This window comes from Burkholderia sp. Tr-20355 (assembly GCF_017104685.1).
Lineage (GTDB): Bacteria > Pseudomonadota > Gammaproteobacteria > Burkholderiales > Burkholderiaceae > Burkholderia > Burkholderia seminalis.
Genome location: NZ_JAAGPK010000001.1, coordinates 55,566 through 69,357, shown reverse-complemented (window position 1 = coordinate 69,357; position 13,792 = coordinate 55,566). Strand labels below are relative to the sequence as shown.

The following is a 13,792-nucleotide window of genomic DNA, read 5'->3' as shown; positions in this document are numbered from 1 at the left end:
AGGGCCGCTCTTCGATGAACACACTGAATCGCACGGCCGCCCTCCCGGCGGATGCCGGACAGCGCCCGATGCGCCGCACGATCGTCGCGGCCGCACTCGGCAACGGGCTCGAATTTTTCGATTTCACCGTCTACAGTTTTTTCGCGGCGCTGATCGGCAAGCTGTTCTTCCCCGCCTCGAGCGACACGGGCGCGTTGATGCTGTCGCTCGCGACGTTCGGCGTCGGCTTCGTCGCGCGGCCGCTCGGCAGTGTCGCGATCGGCGCGTATGCGGATCGCGTCGGGCGCAAGCCGGCGCTCGTGCTGACCGTCGCGTTGATGGCGCTCGGCACCGGGCTGATCGGTTTCGCGCCGACCTACGCGCAGATCGGCATCGCGGCGCCGTTGCTGATCGTCGTCGGGCGTCTGCTGCAGGGTTTCTCGGCCGGCGGCGAAGTGGGCGCGGCGACGACGTTGCTGATGGAATCGGGCGGCACCCGCCGGCGCGGCGAACTCGTGAGCTGGCAGATGGCGAGCCAGGGCGGAGCGGCACTCGTCGGCGCACTCGTCGCGCTGACGCTGTCACGCACGCTGTCGCCCGACGCGCTGCATGCGTGGGGCTGGCGTGTGCCGTTCATGCTCGGCCTGCTGATCGGGCCGGTTGGATTCTACCTGCGGCGTCATCTCGACGACACGCTGCCGCACGCGACATCCGGTGTCATGCGCGAGCGCGTGCGCATTCCATGGCGGTTGATCGCGGCTGGCACGTTGCTCGTGATCGGCGGCACGTCGACGATGTACACGATCGTGTTCTTCCTGCCGTCGTTCCTGACGTTGACGACGGGTATGCCGGCATCGGTATCGCTGCTGTCGGGCTGCACGGCCGGCGTCGTGCTGCTGGCCGGCTCGCCGTTCGCGGGACGGCTCGCGGACCGGCTCCGCCGCCGCAAGCCGCTGGTGCGCAGCGTCTGCGTCGTGTCGGCCCTGCTCGTCCTACCGGCCTTTTACGCGATGCACGCGTGGCCGTCGGTGACGACCGCCATCGTCGTCGTCGCCCTTCTGATCGGCCTGATGACGCTGTCGAGTCCGGCCTGTTTCGTGATGATCCTCGAGGCACTGCGCCCCGAAGTGCGCGCGACGTCGCTCGGGATGATCTATGCGCTCGGCGTCACGATCTTCGGCGGCTTTGCGCAACTGATCGTCGGCATGATGTGGCGTGCGACCGGCAGCTTCTATGCGCCTGCCTGGTATGTGATGGCCTGCTGCGCAGCCAGTCTTGCCGGCCTCGCGTTGTTCACGGAGGAAACCGGTGGCGACGGCACACGCGGGTAAGCGGTTCGGCGTAGGCGCCGCGACGCATCGGAGAGGTGCCGCCGGTCGAATCGTCGTGCTACGGGATGAGCCGCAGCTTCGGCCACGAAGCCGAGCATGACGACACGTCGAGGGCGATGCCGAGTGGCCGTTGCTGCCCGGCTGCGTCACCGCACGTCGCCGATTCCGCCCATCAGCGTCATCAGTTGCTCGCGCAGCCACTGGCTGCCCTGGTCCTGATCCGCGCTGCGGTGCCAGTAGCAGAAGTAGTCGAGCCCCGGCATCTCGAACGGCAGTTCGAGGATGCGCGCCGGATAGCGCTGCAGCAGCCGCAGCGGCGCGGTGAGCGCGAGGTCGCCGCGCATCGCGATCAGCGGCGCGACCATGTAGTGCTGCACGCGCATCTGGATGTTGCGGCGCAGCCCGAGGCGCGTCAGTTCCGCATCGACGTGCCCGCTGCCCTTGCGGCGGCTCGACACGTGGATGTGCCCCATCGACAGGTAGTCGTCCATGGTGAGCGTGTCGCCCCTGAACGGATGATCGTCGCGGATCATGCACGCGTAGCGGTCACGCACGAGCAACGCCTGGTGCAGATGCGGATCGCCGATCAGCGGCGCGTCGATCGCGATGTCGACCGAGCCGTTCGCGAGCGCGGTCGCGACTTCGCGGCGATCCATCGTGTAGCTGCGCACGTGCATGCCGGGCGCATGCGTCTGCAGCAGCTCGCCGAGCGCGGGCAGCAGCAGCGCTTCGGTCAGGTCGCTCATGCTGAGCCGGAACACGCGCTCCGAAGACGCCGGATCGAACACGTCGCCTTCGTGCGCGCTCGAATCGAGCAGTTGCAGCGCCTCGCGCACGCGGCCGACGATGTTCTCGGCCATCGGCGTCGGCATCATCCCGGCCGGCGTGCTGACGAACAGCGGATCGTTCAGCGTCTTGCGCAGCCGCGCCAGCGCATTGCTGACGGCCGGCTGCGTGAGGTTCAGCACCTCGGCCGCGCGCGTCAGGTTGCGCTTGTTGTAGATCGCCTCGAATACGACGAACAGGTTCAGATCAATCTTCGTCAAGCGCATCGCCGGATCTCCTTGCCGGCATCTTACGGCGCGCGCCGCTCGTTCGTCCATGTCGCCCGGCCGATCGTGCCGCCGCTCAGCCGCGCGGCGGCGGCGTCAGGTAAGGCGCCGTCGAACCGGGCTCGCCGTCCTTGATCTCCATCCGCGCGATCGCCTGCAGGTGCACCTCGTCCGGGCCGTCGGCGAAGCGCAGCGCGCGGCCCCACGTCCACAGGTCGGCGAGCGGCGTATCGGGGCTCAACCCCGCCGCGCCGAACACCTGCATCGCGCGGTCGCATACGTCCGTATAAACCGTCGGCACGAGCGCCTTGATCATCGAGATTTCCTTGCGCGCGGCCTTCGCGCCGACCTTGTCGATCATCCATGCGGCCTTCAGTACCAGCAGGCGCGCCTGATCGATCTCGATGCGCGAGCGTGCGATCCATTCGCCAACCGTGCCATGCCGGTTCAACGGCTTGCCGAACGCGACACGCGACTGCGCGCGGTCGACCATCAGCTCCAGCGCCAGTTCGGCCGCGCCGATCGAGCGCATGCAGTGGTGGATGCGCCCCGGCCCGAGGCGCGCCTGCGCGAGCGCGAAGCCGCTGCCTTCCTCGCCGAGCAGGTTGCGCGCCGGCACGCGCACGTTGTCGAACGTGATCTCGCAGTGCCCTTCCGGCGCGTAGTGGTTGACCACCGTGATGTTGCGCACGACCGTCACGCCCGGCGTGTCGCGCGGCACGAGAATCATGCTCTGCTGCCGGTGCGACTCGGCGTCGGGATCGGTCTTGCCCATCACGATGAAGATCTTGCAGTTCGGATGCGCGGCGTTCGTGATGAACCACTTGCGGCCGTTGATCACGTATTCGTCGCCCACGCGCTCGATGCGCGTCGTGATGTTGGTCGCATCCGACGACGCCACGTCCGGCTCCGTCATCGCGAACGCCGAGCGGATCTCGCCGCGCAGCAGCGGCAGCAGCCACTGTTCGCGCTGCTCGGGCGTCGCGAACATGTGCAGCAGCTCCATGTTGCCGGTGTCCGGCGCGTTGCAGTTGAACACTTCCGACGCCCAGCCCACGCGCCCCATGATCTCGGCGAGCGGCGCGTATTCGAGGTTCGTCAGGCCCGTGCCGGGCTCGTCGTCCTTCAGGTGCGGCAGGAACAGGTTCCACAGCCCTTCCGCCTTCGCACGCTCCTTCAGTTCCTCCATGAACGATACCGGATACCGGCCCGCGTGCACTTCCTCGTTCCACTGGCGGATGCGCGGCACGATGTGCGCGTCCAGGAACGCGCTCACACGTTCGCGCAGCGCCTCCACTTTCGGGGTATAGCCAAAGTCCATGATCGACTCCTCGAGATTGTCGTGTTCCGTTCGGTCAGAAGGCCGAGACACCGCCGTCGACGGCGACGGCCTGCCCGGTCAGATAAGTGTTTTCCTTTGCGCACAGCGTCAGCATCGTCGCGACGATTTCGTCGGGCCGGCCGAGCCGCTTCATCGGCGAGCCCTGCGCGAGGAAGTCCTGGCGCTCGCCGATATCGCTGTCGGTGACCATCGGCGTCGTGCTGTAGAACGGGCACACCGCGTTCACGCGGATGCCGTGGCGCGCGTATTCGAGCGCGGCCGTTTTCGTCAGCCCGACCACCGCATGCTTCGACGCCGCGTACGCGGCGAGCTTCGGCGCGCCGCCGAGCCCGGCCATCGACGCGACGTTCAGGATCACGCCTTCGCGCTGCGCGAGCATCTGGCGGATCTGATGCTTCATCCCGAAGAACACGCCCTTCGCGTTCACCGCGAAGCTCAGGTCGAGATCGGCTTCGTCGGTATCGATCAGCGCCTTCAGCGGCGGCGCGATGCCCGCGTTGTTGATGCCGACGTCGAGCCGCCCGAAGCGCGCGGCGGCCTCATGCACCAGCGAAGCCACCTCCGCTTCGACGCGCACGTCGCAACGCTGCGCGATCACGTCGGCACCGGCCGCGCGCAGCGGCGCGGCCACGCGTTCGAGCGCGTCGCCGTTCAGGTCGCCGAGCGCGAGCCGCGCGCCCATCGCTGCGAGTTCGCTCGCGAGCAATGCGCCGAAGCCGCTCGCGGCGCCGGTGATCATCACGGCCTGCCCGGCGTAGCTGTCGATTTTCATCGCGCGCTCAGATCGTCAGGCCGCCGTCGACGACGATGCATTCGCCGTTCGTGTAGCTTGCCGCATCCGACACGAGGTACAGCACGGTGCCGGCCATCTCGCGCGGCTCCGCGTGGCGCTTCAGCGGGATCTTCGCCTTCCACGTCTCGTAGATGTCCTTGTCGGCGAACAGCGCGCCCGCGAACTTCGTCTTCGTGAGCCCCGGCAGCAGCGCGTTCACGCGGATGCCGAGCGGCCCGCATTCCTTCGCGAACGCCTTCGTCATGTTGACGACGGCCGCCTTCGTGATCGAGTAGATGCCCTGCCGGTCGCCCGGCTGCAGTGCGTTGACCGACGCCGTGTTGACGATCGCGCCGCCGCCGTGTTCCTTCATCAGCTTGCCGGCCTCGACCGACATGAAGAAGTAGCCGCGGATGTTCACGTCGACGGTCTTCTCGTACGCGGCGAGATCGGTATCGAGGATATGCCCGAAATACGGGTTCGCGGCCGCGTTGTTCACGAGGATGTCGAGCCGCCCGTGCTTGCCGCGAATGGTCTCGAACGTCGCGGCGATATCCTCCAGACGCCCGACGTGACACGCCAGCGCCTCCGCGCGGCCGCCCGCCGCGACGATCGCGTCGGCCACGGCCTGGCAGTCGTCGAGCTTGCGGCTCGACACGATCACGTGCGCGCCCTGCTCCGCGAGCAGCTTCGCGATTTCCTCGCCGATGCCGCGGCTTGCGCCCGTCACCAGTGCGATCTTGCCCGTCAGGTCGAACAGGTTCGTTGCCATGTTGCTGTGCTCCTCCATTGATTGGATTGTCGTGTCGCCGCCCGGCGACCCTGGCGCGCTCAGCGATGCGCGTCGATCACGCCGACCGCCAGTTCGGCGAGCCGGCCGGCCATTTCGCCGACACGCAGCGCCTGCTCGCTCGATGCGTTGCCCTGCAGCGCGCGCGCCTTCACACCCTGCGCGATCGCCGCGAGCCGGAAGAAACTGAACGCGAGGTAGAAGTGCCAGTCGCGAATCGGCGCGATGCCGCGCAGCTCGCAATAGCGCGCGACGATCGCCGCTTCGTCGGGAATCCCGAGCGCCGCGCGATCCTGGCCCGCGAGCCCGCGCACCTGCCCGCCGGACGGCAGCCGCAGGCACATGCAGAAATATGCGAGATCGGCGAGCGGGTTGCCGAGCGTCGACAGTTCCCAGTCGAGCACGGCCTGCACGCGATAACCGTCATGCGCGAACATCAGGTTGTCGATCCGGAAATCGCCGTGCACCAGCGCCGGCCGGCCCGTATCCTCGGGGCACGCGTTCGGCAGCCAGTCGATCAGCGTCTCCATCGCGTCGAGGCGCCCCGTTTCGGCCGCGCGATACTGCTTCGTCCACACGCCGATCTGGCGCTCGAAGTAGTTGCCGGGGCGGCCGTAGTCGGCCAGCCCCACCGCGTCGACATCGACGTCGTGCAGTGCGGCCATCGTCCGCAGCAGTGCGTCGTAGCACGTCGCGCGATCGGCCCGCGGCAGTTCCGGCAGCGCGGGATCCCAGAAGATCCGGCCGTCCTCGAAACTCATCACGTAGAACAGGCTGCCGATCACGTCGCGGTCCTCGCAGAGGTGATACGGGCGCGCGACCGGCACCGCGGTGCCCGACAGCGCGGTCAGCACGCGGAATTCGCGGTCGACCGCGTGCGCGGACTTCAGCAGTTCGCCCGGCGGCTGGCGGCGCAATACATAGCGGCCGCTCTTCGCGTTCAGCAGGAAAGTCGGATTCGACTGGCCGCCGGCAAACTTCTCCGTGTCGACCGGGCCTTCGAAGCCCGGCACGTGCGTTTCCAGATAGCGCGTCAGGCGGGCTACGTCGAGTTGCTGGGAAGGGTTCGTCATCGTCGCGATCGTTCGTGGGTCAGCCGTAGGTTCGCCACGCGTGCCGTTCGGGATCCTCCAGATGCGGGATGCCGTTGAACGACGCGAGGTGGAACGCATCGGCATTGAAGAAAAACTGCGAAAGACTGCTGTTGCGGATCTGCAGGTTCAGCGCGATCGCGCTCGACGGCGGTGCCGCGAGCACCTGCTGGACGGTCACCGCGATCGGGCCGCCGGAACTCACCGCGAGCACGCGCTGACCGCCGCCCTCGCGGATCGCGGCGCGTGCGTCGGCGACGCGCTGCTGGAAATGCGACCAGGTTTCGGGGGCCGCGTCGCCGAGCTTGTCCTCGGTCCACAGCTGCAGCACCTGCCGGAGCGCGCGGAAGTGCTCCTTCATCGAGCCGGCGGCCAGCCGCGCGACGTCCGGATAGTCGCTCGCGGCCGCCGCGAACAGCCCGTGGAAGTCGTATTCGTTCAGGCCGGGATGGCGGTCGACCGGTACGCCCTCGCGGCCCATCCCGCGCAGGATCGCGTCGACCGTCTGCGCGTGGCGGGTCATCGTGCCGCGGATCACGCGATCGAACGTCAGGCCCTGCCGCGCGAAGTATTCGCCGAGCCACGCGCCCTGCTGCTCGCCTGCAGCGGAAAGCCGGTCGTAGTCGTCGGTGCCGAATGATGCCTGCCCGTGCCGTACCAGAAAGAGTTCAGCCATCGCATGCCCGCCTGAGTGAAGGATTCAGCATAGCCAGCGGGGCAGCATTTTTGAAATTTATTTGTTGAATGAACCGACATTCATGACGGAAATACACCTGCCCTCGCGGGTGGCCCGGGTTTGTCCGACTTATACTGCCCGGTCCGCCCCCTTCACAGGAGTCCAGACCATGTCGCATTCCCCGCCCAACGACCTGCCTCGCTATCGCTTGCTGACGGGCAAGGACGACGCCACGTTTTGCCACCGTGTATCGGATGCACTGGCGCTCGGCTATCGCCTGTACGGATCGCCCGCCGCCACCTTCAACGGCGATCACGTCGTCGTCGCCCAGGCGCTGCTCTGGCCGGACGCCACCGACACGGACGCCGGCGCGTAATCCCGGCCGCCCGCCGCGCATCGTCCGATGCGGCAGCGGCGCCCCACGGACGCATCGGCCCCGGCGGCGCGGTACGCAAATTGCGACAGCACCGTGTCGAATAAATTCTGGAGAGATGCGATGCTCGGTACGATCCTCATCATCGTTCTGATTCTGCTGCTCATCGGCGCATTTCCTGCATGGCCGCACAGCCGAAGCTGGGGTTACTGGCCATCGGGCTCGGTCGGGCTCATCGTCGTCATCGTCGTCGTGCTGGTGCTGCTGGGTCGGATTTGACGCCCGAACGCGCGTGCCCGTTGCATGAGCACGCGCGTTCCAGTCCCGGCGCCAGGACTTCCGTCGTGACTTCTTTACACACGCGAGCAAACCGTAGCAGCACACGCGGTGCCGTCCGTCACGCTTGCACGCTCGCCCACCTGTTCCGGGCGCGTTGCCCGCCTTCGTTCGATCGACCGGACCGTGCGGTAGTATGGCGACTCGATGGAACCCCGATGGATCTGAACGAGTGGCCATGCCCGAATTTTCCTCGTCTCCCGGCGCCGGCCAGGGCGCGCAAGCGCTCGTCCTCATCGCCGAGGACGAGCCCGAGATCGCCGAGATCCTGACCGCCTACTTCGCGCGCAACGGTCTGCGCACCGTGCACGCCGCCGACGGCCGCCGCGCGCTCGAACTCCACCTGTCGCTGAAGCCGGACCTCGTGCTGCTCGACGTGCAGATGCCGCACGTCGACGGCTGGAAGGTGCTCGCCGAGATCCGCCATCGCGGCGACACGCCGGTCATCATGCTGACCGCGCTCGACCAGGACATCGACAAGCTGACCGGGCTGCGCATCGGCGCCGACGACTACGTGGTCAAGCCGTTCAACCCGGCCGAAGTCGTCGCGCGCGCGCAGGCCGTGCTGCGCCGGTCGATGGCCGGCTCGCGCCAGGAAGAACAGCGCGTGCTGCGCGCCGCGCCGTTCGAGATCGATCTCGAACATCACGAAGCGACGGTCGAGGTCGGCGGCACACGCCACACGCTCGTGCTGACGCTCACCGAATTCAAGCTGCTCGCGCAACTCGCGCGCGCGCCGCGCCGCGTGTTCAGCCGCGCCGAGCTGATGGCCACCTGCCTGCCGGAAGGCGATGCGCTGGAACGTACGGTCGACAGCCACGTCAGCAAACTGCGCAAGAAACTGGACGACCTCGGCGTACAAGGCGTGCCCGCCAGCGTGCGCGGCGTCGGCTACAAACTGTGGAGCGGCGAGTGAAACTCGATGGCCTGAGCCGCCAGATCGCGCTGACGATGGGCGCGATCGCGTTCGGCATCACGGTGCTGATCGTCGTGACGGCCTACGCGTTCTACTACCTGCTGTACCAGTACTCGCCCGAGTACTTCAAGCCGCAGAGCTGGCTCCCGAGCGGACCGGAGTGGGTGTGGATCGTCTCGACCACGCTGGTCGGCCTGCTGATCTCGGTCGTCGTCGCGATCAACCTGTCGCGCCGCATCCTCGTGCCGCTGAACTCGGTGACGGACGGCATCCGCCGCGTCGCGCGCGGCGACCTCCGCGCGCGCGCCGTCGCCGGCGACCGTTCGCTGCGCGAAGCCGCGCTGCTCGCCGACAACTTCAACGCGCTCGCGAGCGAGCTGCAGCGCGTGACCGAGGAGCAGACCTTCTGGAATGCGGCGATCGCGCACGAGCTGCGCACGCCCGTAACCGTGCTGCGCGGCCGGCTGCAGGGGCTCGCCGAAGGCGTGTTCACGCCGAACGAAGCGCTGTACCGCAGCCTGCTCGCGCAGGTCGAGGGGTTGACGCGGCTGATCGAGGATCTGCGCGTGGTCAGCCTCGCCGACAGCGGCCACCTGAGCATCGAGATCCGCGACACCGACCTCGCCGCCGACGTGCGCGCCGTGGTCGACGTGTTCGCGCCCACGCTGCAGGCCGCCGGCCAGCATCCGGAGCTCGATCTCGATACGCGGCGCATGTGCTGCGACCCGGTCCGCATCCGCCAGGCGTTGCTGGCGCTGCTGGAGAACGCGCGCCGCCATGCGGTGCCCGGCGCGATCCGGATCCGGACGCGCGTCGAGCACGGCATGTGCCGGCTGAGCGTCGAGGACGACGGCCCCGGCATCCCGGCCGATTTCGCGCCCCATGTGTTCCAGGCATTCCGCCGGATCGACGATACGCAACCCGGCGGCACCGGCCTCGGGCTCGCCGTCGTCGCGGCGATCGCGCATGCGCACCGCGGCGAGGCCATCTGCGTGCCGACCGGCGCGGGCGGCACGCGCTTCGAGCTGCAGTGGCCCGACAACCTCGTGCCGGCATCCGACCGCGAGCGCTTCCCGGCGTAACGCGGCGCCGTTACGCGCTCATGCGCACCGCTCGCGTCCAACCTGTTCGAGCGGCGGGCCGAAGCCGAGCACCGTGTACTCCGTCACGGACACCGTTCCTCTCCCGCCGGCGCCCTGCACGACCACCGCGCGCACGGCGCCGGCGCGATCGAATTTCAGCTGCGTGCCGACCGTGGCGTAACGCAGCGCCTCCAGTTCCTCGATCCGGGCGATCGCGAGCTTGCGCACCGCGCCGGACACGTACACCGGCAGGAACACCAGCGCGATGAAGATCGACACGGCTTCCTTCGACACGCTGTCCAGCACCGGCCGGCCCGACATCAAGAGCGACAGCGACGTCGCGGCGACGCAGATCGCCAGCACGGTCGCACCGACGCCGAGCGACGCGAGCCGCTCGGCCGCCTTCTTCATGCGTGCCTTCACGAGCGCACGCGCGGTCGCGGACGTCACGAGCCATTCGCGCTGCGCGCCGTGGTAACCGGCGAAGCCGAGGAACAGCGTCGCGGCCGCGCTGACGGCGATGCTCGTGTACAGCGCGTCGACCATCATGCAGACGAATTCGAGCGCGAACACGATGACGAGCGGGACCAGCAGCAGACGGAACGAATAACCGTCGCGGCCGTGCCCGCGAATCCACCACCTCACCGGCGCAAGCTGCCAGAAGCGGCTTTCCGGGCGGAGCGAGAGTGCTTCGTTGTCGGTCAAGTTCCCCCCTGTCGGATGCTGCGCCGTGTCGGCGCGGGCCGTGGACCGGCACGGCCGCAACCGCATTCTCCCAGATGCGCGGCACGGCGAGAAAGGAACCACCGCCTGCCGCCCGGCTCCGGCCCGACTCCGGCATGCGCCTCGCCCGACCACCACATTTTGTGCATCGCACGACCGACCCTGAGCAAAAAGTATCGGTTTCCAAACTCTTTTGATGTGGTGATCGCATCGCCCGCGTCACACCATTGTTCCTGCCGTCATCGACGGCATTCGAACAAGCAGAATCAAGGAGACACGGGTGAACAAGATGCGAATCGTCGCAGCCGGCCTGCTGCTCGGCGCCTGTCTGCCGGGCGTCGCGGCCGCGCAAGCCTGCAAGGTGCCGACCCTTCGGGTGCTCGCGCAGAAGAGCCTCGGCCTGTCGGTGATGGAGAAGTCGCTGGCCGACTACGAGAAGAAGAGCGGCACCAGGGTCGAGATCAGCTATTTCGGCGAGAACGACCGTCGCGCGAAATCGCGGCTCGACGCGTCGACCGGCGCGGGTTCCTACCAGATCTACTACGTCGACGAGGCAAACGTCGCCGAATTCGCGTCGGCCAACTGGATCGTGCCGCTCCTCAAGTACTACCCGAAGGAATACGACTACGACGATTTCCTGCCCGGCCGCCGCGCGGTCGCGAGCTACAACGGCGTCGCGTACTTCGCGCCGCTGATCGGCGGCGGCGACTTCCTGTTCTACCGCCGCGACCTGCTCGACGCCGCGCACATCCCGGTGCCGAAGACGCTCGACCAGCTCGTCGCCGCGATCAAGAAGCTCAACGCGCCGCCGAAGCTGTACGGCTGGGTCGCGCGCGGCCAGCGCGGCTCGGGGATGAACGTGTGGCGCTGGTCGCCGTTCATGCTCGGGATGGGCGGCGCATGGACCGACAAGGGCGGCCAGCCCGCGTTCAACTCGCCGGCCGCCGTGAAGGCCACGCAGCTCTACAGCGACCTGTTCAAGTACGCGCCGCCGGGCGCCGCGACCTACGACTGGAGCAACGCGCTCGAAGCGTTCCGCTCGGGCAAGGTCGCGTTCATGATCGAATCGACGCCGTTCGCCGACTGGATGGAGGATGCGAGCAAGTCGAGCGTGGCCGGCAAGGTCGGCTACACGCGCCCGCCCGCGCCGCTGCCGTCGGCCGCGTACGGCCACGGCTTCGCGATCTCGGCGGTCGGCGCGAAGGACGACTGCACGCGGATGGCCGCCGGCCGCTTCATCGCGTGGGCGACCAGCAAGGACCAGGAACAGGCGCGGCTGCGCAACGGCGTGTTCAGCGACTACAACCGCTCGAGCACGATCGGCAGCCCGTACTTCAAGCAGCACGTCGCGCCGCAGATCCAGGCCGGACTGAACGACACCAACCCCGTCACGCAGGTGACGATCTGGCGCACGCCGCAGTGGCCGGACATCGGCGACAACCTCGGCATCGCGCTCGAACAGGTGTTCACCGGCACGCAGACGGATATCCGCGGCACGCTCGACGACGCGGCCCAGTACGCGAAGGATGCGCTCGAACATGGCGCTCGCAAATGACGGCGCGGGCGGGCGCGCGCTCGACGTCCGCCCTGCCCCTTCCCCTCCTGCGGCCCGGCACGGCCGCGCGCGCCGCGACCGCACGAGCCTGCCGTGGGTATTCCTCGCGCCGACGCTCGCGCTGCTCGCGGTCCTGAGCCTCGTCCCGACCGTCGCCGCGATCAACCTCGCGCTGCGCAACCGCGTGCTGCGCTACCCGGACAGCGAATACGTCGGCCTGCGCAATTTCGTCCGGCTCGCATCGGACCGCCGCTTCCTGAACGCGATCGAGGTGTCGGTGCTGTGGGAAGTCGTCACGGTCGCCGGCGCGGTGCTGGTCGGAATCGCGCTCGCCGTGTTCCTGTTCGAGCGCGTGCACGGCCGCTGGCGCCGTCTTGCGTCGCTGGTGCTGATCATGCCGGTGCTGCTGCCGCGCGTGTCGGCCGCGTTCATCTGGAAGTTCATGTACGCGCCGCTCACCGGCATCCTGAGCTGGCTGCTCGGTACGCTCGGCATCGAGAACACCGCGTTCCTCGCCGATCCGCATCTCGCGCTGTACGCGGTCGCGCTCGTCGACGTATGGCAATGGGGGCTGTTCTTCGCGGTCGTGATCCTGAAGCTGCTGGAGACGCTGCCGCCCGAGCCGCTCGAAGCCGCGCGGCTCGACTACGCGACGACGTGGCAGGTGCATGCGTACATCGCGCTGCCGATGCTGAAGGCGCCGCTCGTGAGCCTCGTGTTCATCAAGATGGTCGAGTCGCTGCGTTCGTTCGACCTGATCTACGTGATGACCAAGGGCGGCCCCGGCATCGCGACCGAGACGCTCGATCTCTACGCGTACCAGCAGGGCATCGGCCTCGCCGGCAAGGTGTCGTATGCGTCGGGCATGGCCGTGCTGATGATGGTCGCGACCACGCTCGTCTTCACGCTCATCTGGAAGAGGGTCAACAAATGGGACGACTGATGGCTCGCCGAATGGCTCGCTGCGGCCCCGCCGCCGTTTCCACCGTCGCGATTGCCGGCGCGATCCTGCTCGTCGCCTCGTTTCCGCTGTTCTGGGCCGTGCTCAATTCGCTCAAGCACCTGCTCGACATCGTCACGCCGACGCCGCGCTTCATCTTCACGCCGACGCTCGCGAACTACGAGCAGGTGCTGTCGAGCCCCGAAGTGTTGATCGGGCTCGGCAACAGCATCGCGATCGTCGGCGCGGCCGTGCTGATCGGCGCGGTGCTCGGCGTGCCGGCCGCGTATGCGATCGCGCGCTACCCGGTGCGCGGCAAGCGCGACATCCAGTTCTTCCTGCTGTCGCTGCGCTTTTTGCCGCCGGTCGCGGTCGCGCTGCCGCTGATCGCGATCTGGGTCGATCTCGGGCTGTACGACACGAAGCTGTCGATGATCGTCACGTACCTGCTGGTCACGCTGTCGACCATCACGTGGCTGTCGATCCCGGTGTTCCGCCGGCTGCCGCGCGAGATCGAGGAAGCCGCCGCGCTCGACGGCTACGGCCCGTACGCGGTGTTCTGGCATATCGCGCTGCCGGTGTGCGCGAGCACGCTGCTCGGCGGCATCGTGTTCAGCTTCGTGCTGGTCTGGAACGAACTGATGATCGCGCTCGCGCTGACGTCGTCGCGCAGCGCGACGCTGCCGGTGGTCGCGTCCGCGTTCACGTCGCTCGGCCAGGAAGTGCCGTGGGGCGTGATCAATGCGTCGACGGTGCTGCTCGCGCTGCCGCCGCTCGTGTTCGTCGGCATGCTGAGCCGCCTGCTCAATTCGATGGTCAAGGGAAAATAAGGAG

15 protein-coding genes are annotated in these 13,792 nt (G+C 67.9%); 8 read left to right on the top strand and 7 right to left on the bottom strand.

Annotated features, from left to right (window positions below; genetic code table 11):
- Positions 1–14 precede the first annotated feature (14 nt).
- Positions 15–1,310 (top strand): MFS transporter, encoded by a 1,296-nt coding sequence (locus tag G3N62_RS00325; protein ID WP_069705929.1) that lies wholly within the window; start codon positions 15–17, stop codon positions 1,308–1,310.
- A 146-nt stretch (positions 1,311–1,456) separates the two neighbouring features.
- Here G3N62_RS00325 and G3N62_RS00320 read toward each other — a convergent pair whose 3' ends face one another.
- The 6 genes from G3N62_RS00320 to G3N62_RS00295 form a co-directional block, all read right to left on the bottom strand.
- Positions 1,457–2,362, bottom strand: coding sequence for a LysR family transcriptional regulator (locus tag G3N62_RS00320; RefSeq protein WP_034189699.1), 906 nt, complete (start codon positions 2,360–2,362; stop codon positions 1,457–1,459).
- 76 nt (positions 2,363–2,438) lie between these two features.
- On the bottom strand, positions 2,439–3,683 hold the full coding sequence (locus tag G3N62_RS00315; RefSeq protein ID WP_124670710.1) for an acyl-CoA dehydrogenase family protein: 1,245 nt from the start codon (positions 3,681–3,683) through the stop codon (positions 2,439–2,441).
- Between the two features lie 34 nt (positions 3,684–3,717).
- A complete protein-coding gene (locus tag G3N62_RS00310) occupies positions 3,718–4,476 on the bottom strand; it encodes a glucose 1-dehydrogenase (RefSeq protein WP_124670711.1) in 759 nt (252 codons plus the stop codon).
- Between the two features lie 7 nt (positions 4,477–4,483).
- Positions 4,484–5,248 carry an SDR family oxidoreductase gene (locus tag G3N62_RS00305; protein ID WP_034189702.1) on the bottom strand — a complete coding sequence of 255 codons (765 nt, stop codon included), beginning with the start codon at positions 5,246–5,248 and terminating at the stop codon, positions 4,484–4,486.
- 59 nt (positions 5,249–5,307) lie between these two features.
- Positions 5,308–6,339, bottom strand: coding sequence for a phosphotransferase (locus G3N62_RS00300; RefSeq protein WP_049032068.1), 1,032 nt, complete (start codon positions 6,337–6,339; stop codon positions 5,308–5,310).
- A gap of 19 nt (positions 6,340–6,358) precedes the next feature.
- Positions 6,359–7,033: a histidine phosphatase family protein gene (locus tag G3N62_RS00295; protein WP_034189704.1), complete on the bottom strand. Its 675-nt coding sequence runs from the start codon at positions 7,031–7,033 to the stop codon at positions 6,359–6,361.
- A 169-nt stretch (positions 7,034–7,202) separates the two neighbouring features.
- Between G3N62_RS00295 and G3N62_RS00290 the strand changes: the two genes are divergently transcribed.
- The 4 genes from G3N62_RS00290 to G3N62_RS00275 all read left to right on the top strand — a co-directional run bounded on the left by G3N62_RS00290 (position 7,203) and on the right by G3N62_RS00275 (position 9,740).
- Entirely contained in the window at positions 7,203–7,409 is a 207-nt protein-coding gene (locus G3N62_RS00290; RefSeq protein ID WP_049032069.1) for a DUF1737 domain-containing protein, read from the top strand.
- A 120-nt stretch (positions 7,410–7,529) separates the two neighbouring features.
- Positions 7,530–7,685: a DUF3309 family protein gene (locus tag G3N62_RS00285; RefSeq protein WP_034189706.1), complete on the top strand. Its 156-nt coding sequence runs from the start codon at positions 7,530–7,532 to the stop codon at positions 7,683–7,685.
- A 235-nt stretch (positions 7,686–7,920) separates the two neighbouring features.
- The gene (locus G3N62_RS00280; RefSeq protein WP_034189707.1) at positions 7,921–8,658 is read left to right on the top strand and encodes a response regulator; all 738 of its coding nucleotides are present in this window, start codon (positions 7,921–7,923) and stop codon (positions 8,656–8,658) included.
- The gene (locus tag G3N62_RS00275; protein ID WP_034189708.1) at positions 8,655–9,740 is read left to right on the top strand and encodes an ATP-binding protein; all 1,086 of its coding nucleotides are present in this window, start codon (positions 8,655–8,657) and stop codon (positions 9,738–9,740) included. The genes G3N62_RS00280 and G3N62_RS00275 overlap by 4 nt, the downstream gene beginning before the upstream one ends.
- 18 nt (positions 9,741–9,758) lie before the next feature.
- Here G3N62_RS00275 and G3N62_RS00270 read toward each other — a convergent pair whose 3' ends face one another.
- Positions 9,759–10,445 (bottom strand): hypothetical protein, encoded by a 687-nt coding sequence (locus G3N62_RS00270; protein ID WP_124670712.1) that lies wholly within the window; start codon positions 10,443–10,445, stop codon positions 9,759–9,761.
- A 298-nt stretch (positions 10,446–10,743) separates the two neighbouring features.
- On the opposite strand from G3N62_RS00270, the gene G3N62_RS00265 reads away from it, so the two are divergent.
- The 3 genes from G3N62_RS00265 to G3N62_RS00255 are packed head-to-tail and all read left to right on the top strand — an operon-like array spanning position 10,744 to position 13,788.
- A complete protein-coding gene (locus G3N62_RS00265) occupies positions 10,744–12,018 on the top strand; it encodes a sugar ABC transporter substrate-binding protein (protein ID WP_069705933.1) in 1,275 nt (424 codons plus the stop codon).
- Positions 12,002–12,961, top strand: a complete 960-nt coding sequence (locus G3N62_RS00260) for a sugar ABC transporter permease (RefSeq protein ID WP_226103857.1) — start codon at positions 12,002–12,004, stop codon at positions 12,959–12,961. The genes G3N62_RS00265 and G3N62_RS00260 overlap by 17 nt, the downstream gene beginning before the upstream one ends.
- Positions 12,949–13,788: a carbohydrate ABC transporter permease gene (locus G3N62_RS00255; RefSeq protein WP_124670713.1), complete on the top strand. Its 840-nt coding sequence runs from the start codon at positions 12,949–12,951 to the stop codon at positions 13,786–13,788. Before G3N62_RS00260 ends, G3N62_RS00255 begins: the two co-directional genes overlap by 13 nt.
- Positions 13,789–13,792: the final 4 nt, after the last annotated feature.

Bases quoted from the DNA above. Each gene is read 5' to 3' on its own strand.
- G3N62_RS00325 (WP_069705929.1), top strand. From the start codon at position 15: ATGAACACACTGAATCGCACGGCCGCCCTCCCGGCGGATGCCGGACAG.
- G3N62_RS00320 (WP_034189699.1), bottom strand. From the start codon at position 2,362: ATGCGCTTGACGAAGATTGATCTGAACCTGTTCGTCGTATTCGAGGCG.
- G3N62_RS00315 (WP_124670710.1), bottom strand. From the start codon at position 3,683: ATGGACTTTGGCTATACCCCGAAAGTGGAGGCGCTGCGCGAACGTGTG.
- G3N62_RS00310 (WP_124670711.1), bottom strand. From the start codon at position 4,476: ATGAAAATCGACAGCTACGCCGGGCAGGCCGTGATGATCACCGGCGCC.
- G3N62_RS00305 (WP_034189702.1), bottom strand. From the start codon at position 5,248: ATGGCAACGAACCTGTTCGACCTGACGGGCAAGATCGCACTGGTGACG.
- G3N62_RS00300 (WP_049032068.1), bottom strand. From the start codon at position 6,339: ATGACGAACCCTTCCCAGCAACTCGACGTAGCCCGCCTGACGCGCTAT.
- G3N62_RS00295 (WP_034189704.1), bottom strand. From the start codon at position 7,033: ATGGCTGAACTCTTTCTGGTACGGCACGGGCAGGCATCATTCGGCACC.
- G3N62_RS00290 (WP_049032069.1), top strand. From the start codon at position 7,203: ATGTCGCATTCCCCGCCCAACGACCTGCCTCGCTATCGCTTGCTGACG.
- G3N62_RS00285 (WP_034189706.1), top strand. From the start codon at position 7,530: ATGCTCGGTACGATCCTCATCATCGTTCTGATTCTGCTGCTCATCGGC.
- G3N62_RS00280 (WP_034189707.1), top strand. From the start codon at position 7,921: ATGCCCGAATTTTCCTCGTCTCCCGGCGCCGGCCAGGGCGCGCAAGCG.
- G3N62_RS00260 (WP_226103857.1), top strand. From the start codon at position 12,002: ATGGCGCTCGCAAATGACGGCGCGGGCGGGCGCGCGCTCGACGTCCGC.
- G3N62_RS00255 (WP_124670713.1), top strand. From the start codon at position 12,949: ATGGGACGACTGATGGCTCGCCGAATGGCTCGCTGCGGCCCCGCCGCC.